The following is a 16,988-nucleotide window of genomic DNA, read 5'->3' as shown; positions in this document are numbered from 1 at the left end:
AAAATTTTCGTGGACTGCTTATACAAGAGACTGGCCCACCCCCGCAACCGGGATATAAAGAAAGTTTTATATCATCGCCGAGGGTTTCCGCGTCGCATCGGCTTTCAAACCCTCAAATCAGATCCTTTGGCTACATGCGCCGCTCTATGCGACTGAGCCTGACCTTGCTGCGTCGCTTTCTGAATGGTGCCCCCAGCACGCTGGCCAGAACCCAGAAAACTGCAAACCCGACCAAAAGTCCGACCAGCACATAACCGAGCCCGACGACAGTAAGGGGAACTGCTGGTTTGAAATCTTCGAGCGCCGCGGCACCGACATCGGTATCGAAATAGCGCGCGATTTCGAAAAGCTGTGTTCCAGCTGGCGCGGTGCGCAGTTCGGCCAATTGGGTTGAAAGCCGCTCATGGCGGGCGAATACGGTCTCCATCGAAATGCCGCGCTCGGCCAGAAAGCCGTCGGCGCTGGCCTGATAGCGCTCAAGGCCCTCGTCTCGTGTCAGCCCGAACTGGGCGGCGTCGGCATCGAACTGGTCGATGATCGCCGTCAGTTCATCTACTGCGCCGGCCAGGCGCTGGGTGTATTGTTGCGTATATTCGGGCGCTTGCGACAGCGTCATCCCGCCAACCGTGGCGCCGATCAGGCAGACAATGCGTTTGAGCATCGATTGGGCTTCCTTTGGGCGGCGATTGATTGGCCGTCAGGCGTGGGGCTCACCGTCCTGGTCTTCATCGAACCCGCCGGTGACCAGTTCCGTGATCGCTTCGATGGCTTCGCGGGCCTGATTACCCGTCGCCTGCACCAAAATTGTCGATCCCGGCCCGGCTGCGAGCATCATCAATCCCATGATCGAAGTGCCGCCAACAGTCACCCCGTCGCGTGTTACGCTGACCTGAGCATCAAAATGATCGGCTGTCCGCACAAAGCGCGCCGACGCACGGGCATGCAGGCCGCGCTTGTTGCAGATCGTCAGCCTTTGGCAAACTGCCCGGCCCGGTTCGGTCACTGTTGTGCTCATTTTCCAAGAACGTCGTTGGCGACATTAATGTATTTACGACCGGCGTCGGCTGCAAGGCGCACGGCTTCGCGCATTTCCATGTCCGGACGGATGCGGGCCAGCTTGACCAGCATGGGCAGATTGAGCCCGGCCAGAACTTCGATTTCGCGATCCTGCATGACCGAAATAGCAAGATTTGATGGCGTGCCTCCGAACATGTCGGTCAGAATCACCACCCCATCCCCAAAATCCACAGATTCCACGGCGGCAATGATGTCCTGCCGCCGGCCCTCCATGTCGTCGTCGGGACCAATCGAGACCGTGGCAATCCCATCCTGGGGGCCTACGACGTGTTCGAGCGCCAATCGGAACTCTTCGGCAAGCCTGCCATGGGTCACAAGGACCAAGCCCATCATAGCTTATGTCAACCTTCTCGATAGAGCGCTCGAAATCATAAGCGCTTCAAAAACAAAGACTTGGAGCCTCTTCGCGATTCGAAGAAACCTTCAAATGCTTTGGTGGCGCAACCGGGGCGAAGTCTTGAACGGGTTGGCGCGGGTTTCAAGTCTTTTCGGACGTCATGCCCGGAAAACCGGACTATGTGGTCCGGCAGTGACCGGGTACAGAGCCGGCTGGCTGACAGTGAATGTTTGCAGCCGGCCAGCGTCTCTCATCAGTCCAGAGTGGCGCCAAGCGCCCTTAACGCAGCATGAACCAGAAACCGCTGGTGCAAGCCATCGATCCGGCCCCGGCGCGGCACCGGGCAGCGTGGCACCCAGATGCCATTGATCTTGGTGGTCAGCGCCGCTTCCTCGAGCAGCCGCTCTTCGTCTTCGACAAGGTCGACAACCAGGTGGACATGAGCTTGCTTTGCAAAGGGCAGCGTTATGATGCCCCGCCCGCGCAACTCGATCATGCCCTCGATGGTTTCGGGAGCTTCCATGATCAGCCCGTCTTCGTCGGAGGACAGCAGCACCCGGTCATCTGATATCAAAAGCGCGGTTTCGCCGCGCAGCCGTCCCTGTTCAAGCAGGTCGAGCGCCAGAAGCGACTTGCCGGCGCCCGAAACGCCAGTGAGAAGAATACCGTGATCGCCGATAAGAATGCCGGTTCCGTGGGCGTTGTGCTTCGCTGGGCTCAAGTTTTCGCTCTGGGTAATGTGAGGGTAAAGACAGCTCCAGTTGCATCGCTTCGGTTGCCCGCGTCAAGCGTGCCCTGGTGCGCCTGAGCAATCTGGCGGGAAATCGACAGTCCCAGACCCGAGTGATCGCCAAAGCTCTCGCCTTCGGGTCGGTCGGTATAAAAGCGCTGGAACACTTTTTCGGCATCGCCCAGCCCCGGCCCCTGATCTTCCACCTGCGCGACCACGCTCTCGCCTTCGGATTTGATCGTGACGGTCACGGTACCGCCATGGGGCGAAAACGAGACGGCATTGTCGATCAGGTTGGTAAACACCTGCGCCAGGCGGGTATCGTGCCCTTTGACCAGAGGTGCGTGGCGCCCCTCTTCGATCTTGAGCACAACGCTCACTTCGCGATTGGCGGCGAGATCGGCCTGGATCGAAACTATGGCTGCCGCCAATTCTCCGAGATTGACAGTTTCGGTGTTCTCGCGCGCCAGCTCGGCATCGATGCGGCTGGCGTTCGAGATGTCGGAAATGAGCCGATCGAGTCGGCGCACGTCATGCTGGATGATGTCGACGAGCCGCTGACGGTCCTTGGCGGTCTTGGCCAGCGGCAGTGTCTCCACAGCGCTGCGCAGCGACGTCAGTGGGTTCTTCAGTTCATGAGCCACGTCGGCTGCAAACCGTTCGATGGCTTCGATGCGGTTGTAAAGCGCGTTGGTCATGGCGCGCAGCGAGCCCGAGAGGTGGCCGATTTCGTCGGACCTGTCAGTATAATCGGGAATTTCCGCCCGCGCCTTCATCGAGCTTTGCACCCGCTCTGCCGCCGCCGAAAGTCTGCGGATCGGTCCGGCGATCGTGCCTGCCATCAGCGCCGAAAGCGTGCCTGTCACCAGCGCGGCAACCAAAGCCAGACGCAGGATCGACCAGCGCTCCTGGGCGACGATGGCATCGATCTCGCCGGGACTTGTCGAGAGCAGCAATGCCCCCACAACGGCGCGCTGACGCTGCACGGGCACGGCGACCGAAACGACCATCTGTCCGCGCGCATCCACCCTCACTATGTCGGCGGGCGAACCATTGAGCGCCGAAGCGACTTCGGGATACCGCACGCCCTCATGGGCGGGATAATCCTGATACAGTGGATAGTCCCCGCCGCGCAAAAGTCGGCCGAACCAGTTCCAGACCGTAAAAAACAGTGGTTGGGACTGGGTGTCGTTCTCGCTGTTTGTCGCGCGCAGGATTTCGCCACTGGCATAGATGTTGTTGGAATCCAGGATCATCAGCCCGTCCCGGTCATAGATTCGGGCGCGCGTGCGCGTCGGGGTCACAAGGTTGCGCAGCAGCGGCGCCACACGTTCGGGACTGATGGGAAATTCGAGGCTGGAATCAAACAATGTATAAGAGGACGGAAACTCCCCCATATAGAGTTCGAGCAGCCTGTCGGGATTGACGGTAATCTGATCGGAATTGGCAGTGGCAGAGGCAGCCACTGCTGCTGAAATGATCTCGCCCTGCACCCGAAGCGCAGAAACCCGCACGTCGATCAGGCCGGCCCTGAAAGTGTTAAGATACATGATCCCGGCCACCAGCGCGGCCAGCGCAACCAGGTTGAGGATCACGATCCGCCGGGTGAGCGACGAGAAAAATGTGAAATTGATCAGCCGTCCCACGCCGCGGAAAAACGCGAACAGGGGGCGCATCAAGGGTTGTCTGGCCGCCTGGCGTTGCCGGGCGGACTTGGCCTTTTCTTCCCCCTTCGATGAGGGGTGCGATCTTGAAATGGTTTCGCCTGCGTCCACGACCTAAAGCGCTCTTGAGAAAAAGTGTAGGGCGGTGTGCAGTATGCAGCCAAAATCGAAGCTGGCGAAAGTGCAGTTCGTCACGCCAGACCTATTGTTCCTTGAAGCGGTAACCGACCCCATAGAGCGTTTCGATCATATCGAAACTGTCGTCGGTGCTCTTGAACTTCTTGCGCAACCGCTTGATGTGGCTGTCGATCGTCCGGTCATCGACATAAACCTGATCGTCATAGGCGGCGTCCATGAGCGCGTTGCGGCTCTTGACCACGCCGGGACGCTGGGCCAGGGCCAGAAGGATAAGAAACTCGGTGACCGTCAGCGTCACGCGCTGGCCCTTCCAGGTGCAGGTGTGACGCTCCTGGTCCATCACCAGCGAGCCGCGCTCGAGCGAGGTCTTGGGAGCGCCCTCTTCGCCGTTGACCACTGTGGATCCTGGCTCTTTGGGCGCTGCGGCGCGGCGCAGCACGGCCTTGACGCGCTCGACAAGTAGTCGCTGGGAAAACGGCTTGGTGATGAAATCGTCAGCACCCATCTTGAGCCCGAACAGCTCGTCTATCTCTTCATCCTTGGAGGTGAGGAAAATCACCGGCACGTCGGATTTCTGGCGCAGGCGGCGCAGCAGTTCCATGCCATCCATGCGCGGCATCTTGATGTCGAGAATTGCAAGGTCGGGCCGATCAGATGTCAGTCCATCAAGTCCTGACGCGCCATCGGTATAGGTGGCAACCTGATAACCCTCAGCTTCCAGCGTCATCGATACCGACGTCAAAATATTGCGGTCGTCATCGACAAGAGCGATCTTGGGCATGGAATTCCCTTTATCTGTTACAGCCTTCCGGCAGGTAAGTTGGCGCGGAAGGTATTTCAACGTCGCTTAAATGAAACTCTTGTGCCGACTTTTGCCGTGCACAATACGCGCAAATTATGGCAAGACCAAACGCTCGGTAGCGGCGCCGGTTCCATTGCGCGTCGCATTGCCCGTTCGCTGCCGATGCCCTGATCGACCCGATCTTGCGGTCCCGCCAAGACCTGCGACGCTCTAGACGAACGTCTTACGACCCATTGCCAGATGGATGCGGTGCTGGCTCAGGCTCTATGGTGGCCCTCAAGTTATCATGGGATTTATGAGTGCCAAAATGACCGCCATCACGTGCCAGAGCCTTGCCAAATCCGTTGCTGCCAGCGCTGCTTCGGTCCGGTTCAACGACACCGCGCCGATCCTCGTGGAAACCGCTGTCGCACTTGGACAGGGGCGGTTGAGCGCCGATGGCGCCTTTGTCGTCGATACCGGCAAGTTCACTGGGCGCTCGCCGTCGGACAAATTCATTGTCCGCGACGAATTGACCGAAAAGCTAGTCTGGTGGGACAATACAAGAGCGCTCGAAACTGCCCAGTTCGAAACCCTGCTTGCCGATTTTTCTGCGTCACTAGAGGGCGAAGCGCTGTTCGGTCAGCAGCTGCTGGCCGGTGCCGATCTCAAGCATCAGCTCAATGTCGAGGTTTTGACGCCGTCGCCATGGCACGCCCTGTTCATCCGCAATCTGTTGATCCGACCGGCCCGCGCCGGTCTCGACGGCTTTGCCCCTCAGGTGACCATCCTGCACAACCCCGCGTTCAAGGCCGATCCCGCGCGTCACGGCACGCGCAGCGAAACGGTGATCGCACTCGATCTGAGCCGCAACATCGTTCTGATCGGCGGCACGGCCTATGCCGGTGAAATCAAGAAGTCGGTCTTCTCGCTCTTCAATTTCCACGCCCCCTCCGATGGCGTTCTGCCCATGCATTGTTCGGCCAATACCGGCAAGGATGGGGATACGGCACTTTTCTTCGGCCTGTCGGGCACTGGCAAGACCACGCTTTCGACCGATCCCAGGCGCATCCTGATTGGGGATGATGAGCATGGGTGGTCCGATGATGGCGTCTTCAATCTCGAGGGCGGCTGCTATGCCAAGACCATCAATCTCTCGCCCAAGGCCGAGCCCGAAATTTTCGGTGCGACAAAGCGGTTCGGTACAGTACTTGAAAACGTGGTGCTCGATGAGCATTCCCGTGAGCCCGATTTCAGCGATGGTTCGAAGACAGAAAACACCCGCGCCGCCTATCCCCTTTATGTACTCGATAATGTCTCGCGCACCGGGACCGGCCCGACGCCGACAAACATCGTCTTGCTGACCGCCGACGCGTTCGGCGTCCTACCGCCTATTGCCCGGCTGTCGCCCGAACAGGCAATCTACCACTTCCTCTCCGGTTACACGGCAAAGGTTGCGGGCACCGAGCGCGGCGTTACCGAGCCACAGGCCACATTCTCTGCCTGTTTCGGCGCACCCTTTATGAGCCTGCATCCCACGGTTTATGGTCGCATGCTCAAGAAGCGTATTCGTGAGTCACTTGCCGAATGCTGGCTCATCAATACCGGCTGGACCGGTGGCGCCTACGGTGTCGGTCAGCGCATTTCGATCAAGGACACCCGCCGCCTGCTCAATGCAGCACTGTCTGGCGAGTTGATCAACGTGCCCGCTCGCATCGATCCGGTGTTTGGCTTTGCCGTCCCGCTTGCCGTCGAAGGCGTTGAGTCCAGGTTGTTGACCCCGCGTGAAACCTGGGCCGATACCGCGGCCTATGACCGCCAGTCTGAAAAGCTTGTCGGTCTGTTCGAAGCCAATTTCGAAAAATTCGCCGCTGCTGATACCCAGATTGCCGACGCTGGTCCCCGCCTGGCGGTCGCAGCCGAATAATCGGGCGGGCGCGAAAAATCCCGAAAGCTCACATTGAGGAAACCCGCATTGGATCGCTCCAGCGCGGGTTTTCCTGATCATGCTCAGCAATCATAGCGCTCAGGCTCGATCCGCACGTCAAGCGCGAGCGCAGTGCCAAGGTCCTGTGCCAGTGCATCGAGCGATTGCTCTTGCCCATAGAGTTCGGAAACGGGCAATTGTTGCTCTTGCGCGTTCGGACCGAGATAGCTGATCGACAGCCATGAACCGCCGCCGCCCTTCGCCGGAAGGATATTCTGCAGCACCAGTCCCGTTATCCGGCTACGCGGGACGATGTAGAGCTGGCGCGAACAGATGATCAATGCCGCCTCATCCCCCGACAGCGCAATCCGTCCCAAAAGGGTTGTGCACGCCTTGACAGGTTCACGGACGAATGTGCGCTCCGCTCCATTTGGCGAGCTTCCCCAAAGGGCATCGAGTGTGCGCGCAGGATTGCCCAGCACCTTCGCAATCGGCACAGCGCTTACTAGCCAAGTGATTTCGGCTGCGTCCAGCGCGCGCCGGAAACCAGCACTCAGCCCCACACTGCATGCAGTTTTGAGGCGCGGATCCCGACTATGGGCATCATTGCGCACCGGAAAGGTTTGCCACTGTGCAGGCCACACGGTCAGGGTTAGGCTCGACGGCCCTGCCTGCCAGCCACAGCCCAGCGTGTTCGAAGACGTTTTGCTGATCTGGGTTGGTCCGAAATGGGCGGAAAGCTGAGCGCGCGCATGCTCGAGATTGGCAAGCATGTCGTCACCAATGCTGACCATCGCACCAAACCAGAGCGGTGTTTCATGACGGAAATTGGCGCCAAGGATATTGGGAGAGAAGGACCCGATCAGCCCGGTCAACCCAAACGGGCAGGGGGTTATGAGAACACTTTCCCGCCCAAACGCTTTGTCGCGTTCAAGTCCATAAGTATCGATCAGCGTCTGACACGACGCCCTGAAGGGGAACTCGATTTGGTCGAGAACGGTTTGAATGGCGTTTGGCTGTTCTGGCCCGCCCGGCAGGGCGGTGTAGCCAAGCTGATTGGGGAATGTTTCAAGCAGCGCCGCCTGCTTTGCGACAGCTGCGGCCTTGCGCCGCCACAAATGCCAGATCAATAGAAGATATGGTTTCCGATGGCGGCGACCTGCGTGTACGCCGAGGCCCAGGAAGGCGAAACCGTAGTTGTGTGGAAATGCATCGCCGTGGTCAGCCCGTCCTCGTGCCGTTTTCCATCGAGTGACTTGCGATAGGCGATCAGCGCCATGATGTTTGACTGAACCCAGCTTTCACGGTCGATGACATTGCCGTTTCCGCCATCGTCGGGCCGTCCGTCGCAGGCAAAGGAAAACTGGCAGCGATTGGGCATATGGGCATTCTGGAACACGACGCCGCAGACACTGTCGGGATAGGTGCGGCTGTCGACACGGTTCAGGATAACCGAAGCAACGGCCCATTGGCCACGGTCGGGTTCGCCGCGCGATTCATGATAGATCGCTTGCGCCAGGCAGTGGATTTCCGACGCGGCAAACTGCTTGCGTTCGGCGGTGCTCACATAGCCCTGAGAAATGTAATCGCTCAATACGTCGGCGGTGAGAACTGCCTCTTCGGCCCATGCCGACGAAAGGCTTACAAGGCCGATTACGACCCCTGTCACCAGCTTGAAGATGGCGTGCTTGGCCCGCGCCATAAAGATCCCCTAGTCCGTTCGGCGTCTCACAGTGGCGCCGTTATCTCGTTGCCCTGAACCCTAAACAGCTTAAGCCATTAACGCGATGTTAAGCTTAATTGTTGGTTAATTTGTAACCGTTTTGAGTTCCATTGCAAGCAGGACTAAAGAACGGGCCTGAACGGGGAATGGTGTAAATCCGTCGGATTTTATGCAAATTTGTACGAGGCGCGCTGCCAACGCGCCTAGAGCACGACGATTCCCGAGTGTTTTGCCTTGTGCTCGGGTTCCACATGGATGGTGACGATTGCGCCATCATCGGTGTTTTTTAGCGCCGCTTCGATACGGTCGCAGATGTCATGGGCGTCAACCACGCTCATTGCGGCAGGCACCACAAGATGAAAATCGATAAACACCGCCTTGCCCGCCTCGCGCGCCCGAACGTCATGGGCCTCGATGGCGCCCTGGGCATTCTCGGCAATGGTCTGGCGGATGGCATCAAGCCGCTCGGCCGCCACTGAAACGTCCATCAGCCCGCTCACGCTGCTGGCCAAAAGCTTTGAGCCGGACCATAAGATGTTGAGACCTACGAGCACCGCAAGCGCCGCATCGAGAAGGGGCTGGCCGGTGATGACGACAAGCACAAGGCCCACGGCAACGCCCAGCGAGGAGACAACGTCGGTCCACAGATGGTGACCATCGGCTTCGAGTGCTGGCGATTGCAATTTGCGCCCCTGCCGAACCAGAACGACGCTCCAGCCCCAGTTGACCGCCGTTGCGACCATCGAGATGGCAATGCCTTCAAAAGGCGCATCGAGTCGGCGCGGCGCTACAAAGCCGTGCCAGGCCTGATGAAAGATCAGCAGCGCGGCGACGACGATGAATACGCCTTCGATAACGGCGGAAAAATACTCGGCCTTGTAATAGCCGAACGGCATCTTGGTGTCGGCTGGCCGGGCCGCAAGGCGCACGGCGATCAGAGCGGCAATTGCTGTGGCCAGATTGACAATCGATTCCAGGGCGTCCGAGAGCAGCGCCACCGATCCGGTGATCTGCGCTGCCCATAGCTTGAGCGCCAGCACGCCAATCGCGACGACAATACTGCCGATGGCAAGTTTGAGGACCTGGGACATGATGGGCTCCGACGCAACGAAACTTGCCCTATCCCAATGGGTGTCCGTTGTCTATCTCTTTGATTTTACTTGCGAATGCTCTTGAGACCTATTTGCAGAACGCGGCGCGGTGGTCAGATGTTCATGGGCATGCGCCATGGTCTCGAGCACGGCTACACACAGTGCGGCGATATCGTCGGATGGCGTAATCAGGTCGGGCACCATCACTGTGCGCATCCCGGCGGCATGAGCGGCGCGCACTCCGGAAAACGAATCCTCGAACGCAACGCAGTGGACGGGATCGACATTGAGCCGGCTGGCCGCTGTCAGATAGGGTTCGGGATGCGGCTTTGGGTTGATCACATCGTCACGGGTGACGATCGTGTTGAAAAACCCGATAACCCCGGCGGCTTCAAGGTGCCCAAGTGCATGGTTGGCCCGCGATGAGGTGGCGACGGCAAGCGGGATGTCGAGTTCGCGCAGTGCCGAGACCAACTCGACAGCGCCGGGCTTGACCGGCACGCTGTCGGCCATCCGCACCCGCATCGAGGCGCGGCATTTTTCGTCGAACGTCTCATAAGGGAAATGTCTGCCGAAATTTTCAGCCAGCAGCGCCGCCGTTGCCTCGTGCGACGAACCCACCATGCGCCCATGCACCGCGTCGCTCATGTCAAAGCCCAGTTCCGTGCACACCTCATACACGATAGCCTTGAACACGGCTTCGGTATCGAGCAGCGTTCCGTCCATATCGAAGATGACGGCGTCGAAGGGATGAGCGAGCGAGGACATGTCAGGCTTTCGGTAACGTTCGGAAAGCATGGTCCCCTAGCATGTTCGCAGGCCCGGTAAAAGGCGCTATCGCGTCAGTGTGTTCCCGTTCAGTTTTCCTCGTCGGGTCCCTCATCGACATCAGGCATATCCTTGCCTTCGATCTCGTCCTTACGCCGCCGCCGGCGCTTTGGCTTGGCTTCGAGCGTCTTGACGGGTGCGTTGGCTGCATCTGCCGCCTCGTCCTCGCGCACCATATGCATGGGCGGCGCCTTTCCGTCTTTGCCCACGCCGAAATACAGCGTCTGGTGGGGGAAGGGGATTTCGATGTCGCGTTCGTCGAAAATGCGTTTGACGATAGCGTTGTAGGCCCGCTTGATGCCCCATTGTTTGCCCGGCAGCGTTTTGATGCGGGCCCGCAGAACGACTTCGCTGGCCCCGAACGCGTTGACGCCCATCCACTCGAAATCGGCGATGATCGCGCTCTTGTATTCGGGATCGGCCCGCAATTCTTCGAACGCATCGAGCATTGCCTGACGCGCCTCTTCGACATTTTCGCGATAGCCAACACCCATATCGATGACCGAGTAGGAAAAACCGCGCATGAAATTGGTGACAGTATCGACCGATGAGAACGGGATGATGTGGTAGGAGCCCTCCACATCGCGGAGCGACACAGACCGGATGGTCAGCCGTTCAACGACACCGGAAATCCCGCCCACGGCCACAACGTCACCCACATCGATAGCCCCTTCGAGCTGGATGAAGATACCGGTGATCAGATCCTGCACCAGCTTTTGCGCCCCAAAGCCGATCGCCAGGCCCAGAACGCCGGCCGAGGCCAGCAGCGGGGCTATATTGATGCCGATTTCCGAGAGTATGAACATCAGCGTGATGCCGATAATGGCGATGGTCAGGGCGTTGCGCATCAGCGCGAACAACGTGCGCTTGCGTGCCGTTGCGCCTGGTGCGAGGTCAGGATTGACCTGCCCGTCGATCCAGGTGTTGAGCCCGATCCACGCCAGCACTGCGACGGCCAAAATGACCAGAATGGTCACTGCCGACCCGGCGACCTGCGCGCCGAATTCGCCTTCCACAAAATCCACGAAGTTGAAAAAGCCCAGCTTGTGCAGGCAGAACACGATGATGGCCCCGATCACGATCAAGCGCACCACCTTGATCACCGCCGGCACGATCTTGTGCAATTGGCGTTGCAGCTCGGGCGAGCGCTGCCGCAGGGATTCGGGCAGGTTGACCCCGTTATTGGTAAGGCGCTTGAGAAGATTGAGGATCACCACCCCGATCATGATAGCGATCACCACCTGCACATTGTCCCAGACATAGGTCTGAAACTGGGCGCTGGTCCGTGTAAGGGCGATGACCGCCAGCACGCCGAGATACAGCAGCGCGAACACGTGCCAGTTGCGGATCGGCAGGGACAGGCCGCGCCGTGCATCCCTGTTCTCGACCATGCTTGTCAGTTTGGCCCTGACCGGTTGGCGCGCCACCAGCACTGCGACCGCCATCGCGATCAGGGTCAGCAGCAGCAACACGATGGAAATGGCCCGCCCCGCCGCGAACGAAACGCTGGTGGTCAGCAGCGGCAGCATCATGATCTGGCCGAAAACAAACAGCGAGACGATGAAACGCGACCATTTCATCACAGTTACCGACTCGGTGTTCGACAGGTGCACGAGCCTTTGCTCGGGCAAATTGGGTGAAACGACGGTGCGGAAGATCGACATGATCACCTCCACCATCAGGAACGCGTTGAGATAGAGAGAGTGCTCGACCCGGATCACGCCGGCTTCGCCCAGCAGCGTCGCGGCCACGGCGTAACCGGCCGCATAGGGCACAAGCGCGGCGGCGATATCGAGCAGGAATTCGAGAGCCAGAACCAAAGGCTTGGCGATCCAGCCGCCCGACTGGAACAGGGCGTGCAGCCGCTCGCGCGGCAGGCGCACCAGCCGCCGCATCACAAACAGTCCGGCATAGGTCAGGACAATCAGGATCGCCACATCGGCAAGGATGGTCCACAGCGCATCGAGCTGGGTGATCGACAGGGCCGAAAAGATTTGCGGCGTCGCCGCCAATTGCTGCCAGAGCCGCTCGAGCGAGGCCGCCGTGTTTTCCACTGCCGAGCGGGTCATGTCCGAAATCTGCGCCCCGACCGAGCGCAGCTCGTTGCCGCCCTCCTGGGTCGGCGCGGTTTCCTCGGCCGCGCCGCTCTCGTCAATGCCTGCCTCGAGCTCGGCAATAAGCGCCTCGCGCGCGGCATCGTCGCGCAACACGTCAATCAACTGGCTGAGCGCCTGTTGCGGGCTTTCGCTGCTCGCCTCGGTGTTTTCATCTTGCGCCATTGCGGGGGCTGAGAGCCCCAGGCCGATGATCAGGACGATAAGCAAGTGCGAAAGGCGGGCAAAAAACTGGAAGGGCATGGACCTTGGGGAACTGTTCGACGCTGAATGGAGCGCAAGGCTATCTGCCTTCGCACTTCGTTTGAACCCCCGCCGCACCAATCGGTTGCCTGCAGCGCTGAATTTTTCGTGCGCCGGTCATTTTCGGGTTGTTGCGCGCCGGCCGCAATGCGACTGCGCTGGGACGCAATGTTTCGGTTTGCAAGCGCCGGACGTCAACGGCCTGCTTCCGGGACCAATTCCGTGGACTGCAGAAATGCTCTAGTGTCCGCAACGCACGATAGATTGGAGACGACAATGGCATTGGGCAGGATTTTCATTGGTGTCGGCGGTTGGACGTTCGAGCCATGGCGCGGCACCTATTATCCTGAAAAGCTCGCCCAGAAGCGTGAGCTCGCGCACATGGGCGCCACCATGACCGGCGTTGAGGTCAATGGCACATTCTATGGCAGCCAGAAGCCGGAAAGTTTTCGCAAATGGCACGATGAAGTGCCCGAGACCTTCATGTTCGCATTGAAGGGTACGCGTTACGCCACCAACAAGAAGGTGCTGGCCGAGGCAGGCGAGTCGGTCAATCGCTTTACCTCAAGCGGGATTGTCGAGCTCAAGGACAAGCTGGGGCCCATCAATTGGCAGCTTGCCGCGACCAAGAAATTTGATCCCGATGATTTTGCAGCCTTTCTGAAGCTGCTTCCCGCCACCCAGGACGGCACGATTTTGCGTCATGCGCTCGAAGCCCGCCATGAGAGTTTTGCCAATGCCGAGGCTGTGGCCCTGGCGCGCGACAATGGCGTGGCGCTGATCACCGGAGCGGATGCCGAATACAAGGTGATTGCCGATCCGACTGCCGATTTCGTCTATCTGCGGCTTCAGGGCACAACCGAAGACCATGAAAAAGGCTATTCGGACAAAGATCTCGACGCCTGGGCCGACAGGATCGTCACCTACGCCAGCGGCGGCGTGCCTGACGATTTGTCCCGTTTCGGCTCGCCCCCCGCCGAAACCCCTCGCGACGTCTTTGCCTTCGTCATCTCAGGCTTCAAACAAAACAACCCCGCCGCTGCCATGGCCCTGATCGAGCGGATCAACAATCGGAATTAGGCTGGTTATTTCACAACGCCCAGCATTGGCCCATAGCCGCCATGCCAGGAAAAATCGTTGCGGCGCAGGGGCGGGTAATAGAGACCGACGCCGCGGCCGCCATCGAGAAACAGTGCATCGGGGCACTCGAGCTGGTCGCGGAACAGGCGCGCGAAATCGTGGAAATTGACCACGCCGTCGCTCACTGCCAGCCGCACGATTCCGTTTTCGCAAACGCCGATGCCGCTGCGCCGAGTGCGATCGGTTGATCCATCGATCAGCGCCGAATGCAGAACATTGTCCTGCACCAGCAATGGGCCCGATTGCGTTGCGAACTCTATGTCGCGTTGCTTGGCGACGAATATTTGCGTGTCCAATATGCCGGCCCCGTCTCCATCGATGAAGAACACTCCATTGGGCTTTTTGTAAAAATTGGGCACCGCAGCGGGTGGCCCGTCGACAGTGCGCGTGTTCACTGGACGTTTTTCGTCCCCGTTCTCGGTATAAAGCCCGATCGGAGCGTAGTCCTCGCCATACATGCCGGCGTTGATCGCCAGGGCAAGGGTTTGATCGCTCTCGGCAAACCGATCAGCAACAGCTGAAAACGTGCGGTAGGGTGCGCCCTCGTCGTCCTGCCAGAAAAGGCGCAGATCCTCGGTGGCTGGATCGATTGTGCAGACAATGAAGTCGGACTCCGCAAAGCGCTGCCGCGAGCACTCTTCGGCCAATGTGGCCGGCACATACCCCAGCGGCGCGACCATGAGTACAAGGCCGGCAATCAGCGTTCTGATTCGGGACATCGTACCGCTCCGCGTCTTGACTGGGTCAGCCCCTATCACGAAGCGCCTGCTCGGGCCAATCGCAACTGCCTGATGGGTCCGCGCCGATCACCCGAAGCGGCGCGCAGCGTCCACGGCCAACCCCAGCCCCACAGCCCCAAACTGGTCCGATTGGGCAATACGGGCATGGCCGAAACGGCTATCGACAAGCGCGCGCACCTGGCGCACCTGCGCGCCGCCACCGGTCAGGATCACGGTTTCGATAGCATCGGCTCCAACCCCTGCGGCGGTCAGGGCTTCATCCATTGCGGCCCCGATCTTGGTTGTCAGCGCAGCGCTTGACGCTTCGAACTCGGCGCGCGTCGTCGCAATGGCCAGCGAAAGCCCAGGTTCAATGAGTTCGATTTCGGTTTCGGCTGCATCGGTCAGAGCGATTTTTGCCTTTTCCACCTGCCCGGCCAGCCGGTGCCCTGAGCGGTTGGCCAGAAGATGTTTGAAGCGCTCGAGTTTTTCGGGTTCGGCGGCCTCGCGCTGCAGGCTCTTGATGTCGCGCAGGATTTCGGGCCGGTAGAGCTGGTTGATCTTGTGCCATGTCGCCATGTCGTGAAAATACCATACGGGCAATTGGCGCTTGCCATCCCTGGTGCTCGTCCCGCGCCCCATCTCGGGCATGACCTTGGCAATGTTGAGCTGGCGGTCGAAATCGGTGCCGCCGACATGCACGCCCGCGGTGCTCAATATGTCATTGCGCCGGTCGGTGCTGTTCTTGCGTTCTGGTGAAAGACGCAGCACCGAAAAGTCGGAGGTGCCGCCACCGATATCGACGACCAGTGCCAGCGATTCGCTGTCGAGCGTGCGTTCGAAATGCAGCGCCGCCGCCACTGGTTCGAACTGAAATTCGATATGTTTGAATCCTTGGGCGCGCGCCGCCGCTTCAAGCTGGTCTTGTGCCGCGCGATCCGCACGCGTGTCCCCATCGACGAAAAATACCGGACGCCCCAGAACCACCTGCTCGGGCATTGCGCCGGTATGCGCGATTAGCCGTTCGCGCAAATGCTTCAGAAATCGCCCGATCAGGCCTTCGAAGCTGGTGCGCTCCCGCCCGATCTGGGTGGTCTCGTCCATCAGCGATGTACCAAGGATCGATTTCAGCGCTCGCATGAAACGGCCCTCGGCGCCGTCCATATATTCATGAACCGCCGACCGCCCGAAATGAGTGCTGTGGTCCTCGAAGCTGAAAAACAACGCCGAAGGCAGCGTCACGTCATTGCCCTCGACTGGAATCAGCACAGGCGTGCCGTCGGATTGCACGAGCCCGATGGTGGAATTGGTGGTGCCGAAATCGACGCCACAATGAAGCGATGACATTGGGTGTTCTCAAGGATCGTGGGGCCTGGCCAGCGGCCATTCTGGCAGCCCGCGGTTTGGTGAAGGGGCGCTGATCTACCCCATCCCCCGCCCCATGGCAACACGACCCGCCAACACGCGGTCCCCGTATCGCCCTGTTTATTCCTCGGAGGTGGCGTAGAGCTCCAGTGCAACGCCATCAAGCATGGAGGCCAAGTCATACGGCTGGTCGGCAGTAGTGGTCCTGTAGCCGTCGATGCCGTTGTAGGGAGCGTCCTCCTGACAGGCGTAAAGCATAAGGTCGATGGCCTCTTGCTGAAAATCGAGCGTATCGGTTCGAATGCTGTCGAACACATCATCATAGACCGCAACGATTTCGGCATCGGTCATCGCCTCGATGCCATAGAGGTTCCATTCATCGTAGCCCATGGCCTTAAGGATCATGGCCACGTCCAGAGCGTTTTGGCGGGTATTGTATTTGGAAAGATCGGTTCCGTCTGCCTCGACTTCGGCCAGGCAGTCGCGCAGGAACCGGGTGACGACGGGGTTGTCTTCATCGTCAGCCTCAAGCGGTCCGACCGCGTCGATCAACAGCGCTGTAATGTTGTCGGTAAGCTGTTGCTGGCAGGAAACGCTGCCTGAAGAAATGCCCGCCGCCCGCTGATCGGAGATTACAACGTCGCGGGTGGCGCGGAACGGTGCGAAAACCTCGGCCATGAATGCCAGCCCGCCATAAAGGTTACCGATGCCCGGGCCAGCATGCAGATAGACCAGCGGATCGCTGGCCGGGTATGTCGTGTCGGCGCGCAATATCGCAAAGGCGAGATCGATTGTCTGACCATTATCGGGCGCATCGTGGTCTTCGGGCACAGTCACGGTGCCGCAATAGATGGTTTCGCCGACAATTTCGGTGCGGTCCAACGGGTCGCTGCAACTGGCGGCCTGTATGGAAGCCCCTTCTCCGCGCGCCATAAGGTGTTGGAAATCGGATCCGTCCGGCTCGGGCGCCGTCAGCGCCAGAAGCATTGCAACATCTGTTCCATCCCCAGCATCCCCATTGCGCTGCGCGCCAGAATGGCTGGTTTGTGCGGCAGTTTCAGGCCGTATCGACCCGATGATTACCGCATGGAAGCCCGATCGAAACAAGTCG

At 59.6% G+C, this 16,988-nt stretch carries 16 protein-coding genes; 2 read left to right on the top strand and 14 right to left on the bottom strand.

The features are described from left to right. Positions 1-130: 130 nt before the first annotated feature. From ACN0TA_RS00530 to ACN0TA_RS00505, 6 genes are all read right to left on the bottom strand, one after another. Entirely contained in the window at positions 131-661 is a 531-nt protein-coding gene (locus ACN0TA_RS00530) for a DUF2937 family protein (protein WP_417578729.1), read from the bottom strand. A gap of 36 nt (positions 662-697) precedes the next feature. Next, the gene (locus ACN0TA_RS00525; protein ID WP_417578727.1) at positions 698-1,015 is read right to left on the bottom strand and encodes an HPr family phosphocarrier protein; all 318 of its coding nucleotides are present in this window, start codon (positions 1,013-1,015) and stop codon (positions 698-700) included. Then, complete coding sequence (locus ACN0TA_RS00520; protein WP_417578725.1) at positions 1,012-1,410, bottom strand: PTS sugar transporter subunit IIA; 399 nt, start codon at positions 1,408-1,410, stop codon at positions 1,012-1,014. Before ACN0TA_RS00520 ends, ACN0TA_RS00525 begins: the two co-directional genes overlap by 4 nt. 257 nt (positions 1,411-1,667) lie before the next feature. Continuing rightward, positions 1,668-2,135 (bottom strand): HPr kinase/phosphorylase, encoded by a 468-nt coding sequence (locus tag ACN0TA_RS00515; protein ID WP_417578723.1) that lies wholly within the window; start codon positions 2,133-2,135, stop codon positions 1,668-1,670. Beyond that, positions 2,132-3,820, bottom strand: a complete 1,689-nt coding sequence (locus ACN0TA_RS00510) for a stimulus-sensing domain-containing protein (RefSeq protein ID WP_417578721.1) — start codon at positions 3,818-3,820, stop codon at positions 2,132-2,134. Before ACN0TA_RS00510 ends, ACN0TA_RS00515 begins: the two co-directional genes overlap by 4 nt. 190 nt (positions 3,821-4,010) lie before the next feature. Then, positions 4,011-4,727 (bottom strand): response regulator transcription factor, encoded by a 717-nt coding sequence (locus ACN0TA_RS00505; protein WP_417578719.1) that lies wholly within the window; start codon positions 4,725-4,727, stop codon positions 4,011-4,013. A 328-nt stretch (positions 4,728-5,055) separates the two neighbouring features. Between ACN0TA_RS00505 and ACN0TA_RS00500 the strand changes: the two genes are divergently transcribed. Continuing rightward, positions 5,056-6,654, top strand: a complete 1,599-nt coding sequence (locus ACN0TA_RS00500; RefSeq protein WP_417578717.1) for a phosphoenolpyruvate carboxykinase — start codon at positions 5,056-5,058, stop codon at positions 6,652-6,654. Between the two features lie 83 nt (positions 6,655-6,737). On the opposite strand, the gene ACN0TA_RS00495 is transcribed toward ACN0TA_RS00500, so the two are convergent. From ACN0TA_RS00495 to ACN0TA_RS00475, 5 genes are all read right to left on the bottom strand, one after another. Then, on the bottom strand, positions 6,738-7,784 hold the full coding sequence (locus ACN0TA_RS00495) for a hypothetical protein (RefSeq protein WP_417578715.1): 1,047 nt from the start codon (positions 7,782-7,784) through the stop codon (positions 6,738-6,740). Continuing rightward, positions 7,781-8,356, bottom strand: coding sequence for a cell wall hydrolase (locus ACN0TA_RS00490; protein ID WP_417578713.1), 576 nt, complete (start codon positions 8,354-8,356; stop codon positions 7,781-7,783). Before ACN0TA_RS00490 ends, ACN0TA_RS00495 begins: the two co-directional genes overlap by 4 nt. 224 nt (positions 8,357-8,580) lie before the next feature. Continuing rightward, positions 8,581-9,468, bottom strand: coding sequence for a cation diffusion facilitator family transporter (locus tag ACN0TA_RS00485; protein WP_417578711.1), 888 nt, complete (start codon positions 9,466-9,468; stop codon positions 8,581-8,583). A gap of 51 nt (positions 9,469-9,519) precedes the next feature. Continuing rightward, entirely contained in the window at positions 9,520-10,266 is a 747-nt protein-coding gene (locus ACN0TA_RS00480) for an HAD family hydrolase (protein ID WP_417578709.1), read from the bottom strand. Between the two features lie 59 nt (positions 10,267-10,325). Further along, entirely contained in the window at positions 10,326-12,653 is a 2,328-nt protein-coding gene (locus tag ACN0TA_RS00475; RefSeq protein ID WP_417578707.1) for a mechanosensitive ion channel domain-containing protein, read from the bottom strand. Between the two features lie 276 nt (positions 12,654-12,929). Here ACN0TA_RS00475 and ACN0TA_RS00470 point away from each other — a divergent pair, with 276 nt between their 5' ends. Next, entirely contained in the window at positions 12,930-13,733 is an 804-nt protein-coding gene (locus ACN0TA_RS00470) for a DUF72 domain-containing protein (RefSeq protein ID WP_417578705.1), read from the top strand. A 5-nt stretch (positions 13,734-13,738) separates the two neighbouring features. Here the strand turns inward: ACN0TA_RS00470 and ACN0TA_RS00465 are convergent, their stop codons facing one another. The 3 genes from ACN0TA_RS00465 to ACN0TA_RS00455 form a co-directional block, all read right to left on the bottom strand. Beyond that, the gene (locus ACN0TA_RS00465; protein WP_417578703.1) at positions 13,739-14,512 is read right to left on the bottom strand and encodes a phosphodiester glycosidase family protein; all 774 of its coding nucleotides are present in this window, start codon (positions 14,510-14,512) and stop codon (positions 13,739-13,741) included. A gap of 87 nt (positions 14,513-14,599) precedes the next feature. Continuing rightward, on the bottom strand, positions 14,600-15,859 hold the full coding sequence (locus ACN0TA_RS00460; RefSeq protein ID WP_417578701.1) for an Hsp70 family protein: 1,260 nt from the start codon (positions 15,857-15,859) through the stop codon (positions 14,600-14,602). 138 nt (positions 15,860-15,997) lie between these two features. Beyond that, positions 15,998-16,984: a hypothetical protein gene (locus ACN0TA_RS00455; protein ID WP_417578699.1), complete on the bottom strand. Its 987-nt coding sequence runs from the start codon at positions 16,982-16,984 to the stop codon at positions 15,998-16,000. Positions 16,985-16,988: the final 4 nt, after the last annotated feature.

It is taken from the genome of Pelagibacterium sp. (genome assembly GCF_048264985.1).
In the GTDB taxonomy this organism is placed as follows: Bacteria; Pseudomonadota; Alphaproteobacteria; order Rhizobiales; family Devosiaceae; genus Pelagibacterium.
Note: the sequence above shows the minus strand (reverse complement) of the source record. Positions and strands in the feature narration are given on the sequence as shown.

Coding starts and splice junctions, on each gene's coding strand:
- ACN0TA_RS00530 (WP_417578729.1), bottom strand. CDS start 661: ATGCTCAAACGCATTGTCTGCCTGATCGGCGCCACGGTTGGCGGGATG.
- ACN0TA_RS00525 (WP_417578727.1), bottom strand. CDS start 1,015: ATGAGCACAACAGTGACCGAACCGGGCCGGGCAGTTTGCCAAAGGCTG.
- ACN0TA_RS00520 (WP_417578725.1), bottom strand. CDS start 1,410: ATGATGGGCTTGGTCCTTGTGACCCATGGCAGGCTTGCCGAAGAGTTC.
- ACN0TA_RS00510 (WP_417578721.1), bottom strand. CDS start 3,820: ATGCGCCCCCTGTTCGCGTTTTTCCGCGGCGTGGGACGGCTGATCAAT.
- ACN0TA_RS00505 (WP_417578719.1), bottom strand. CDS start 4,727: ATGCCCAAGATCGCTCTTGTCGATGACGACCGCAATATTTTGACGTCG.
- ACN0TA_RS00500 (WP_417578717.1), top strand. CDS start 5,056: ATGACCGCCATCACGTGCCAGAGCCTTGCCAAATCCGTTGCTGCCAGC.
- ACN0TA_RS00490 (WP_417578713.1), bottom strand. CDS start 8,356: ATGGCGCGGGCCAAGCACGCCATCTTCAAGCTGGTGACAGGGGTCGTA.
- ACN0TA_RS00485 (WP_417578711.1), bottom strand. CDS start 9,468: ATGTCCCAGGTCCTCAAACTTGCCATCGGCAGTATTGTCGTCGCGATT.
- ACN0TA_RS00480 (WP_417578709.1), bottom strand. CDS start 10,266: ATGCTTTCCGAACGTTACCGAAAGCCTGACATGTCCTCGCTCGCTCAT.
- ACN0TA_RS00475 (WP_417578707.1), bottom strand. CDS start 12,653: ATGCCCTTCCAGTTTTTTGCCCGCCTTTCGCACTTGCTTATCGTCCTG.
- ACN0TA_RS00470 (WP_417578705.1), top strand. CDS start 12,930: ATGGCATTGGGCAGGATTTTCATTGGTGTCGGCGGTTGGACGTTCGAG.
- ACN0TA_RS00465 (WP_417578703.1), bottom strand. CDS start 14,512: ATGTCCCGAATCAGAACGCTGATTGCCGGCCTTGTACTCATGGTCGCG.
- ACN0TA_RS00460 (WP_417578701.1), bottom strand. CDS start 15,859: ATGTCATCGCTTCATTGTGGCGTCGATTTCGGCACCACCAATTCCACC.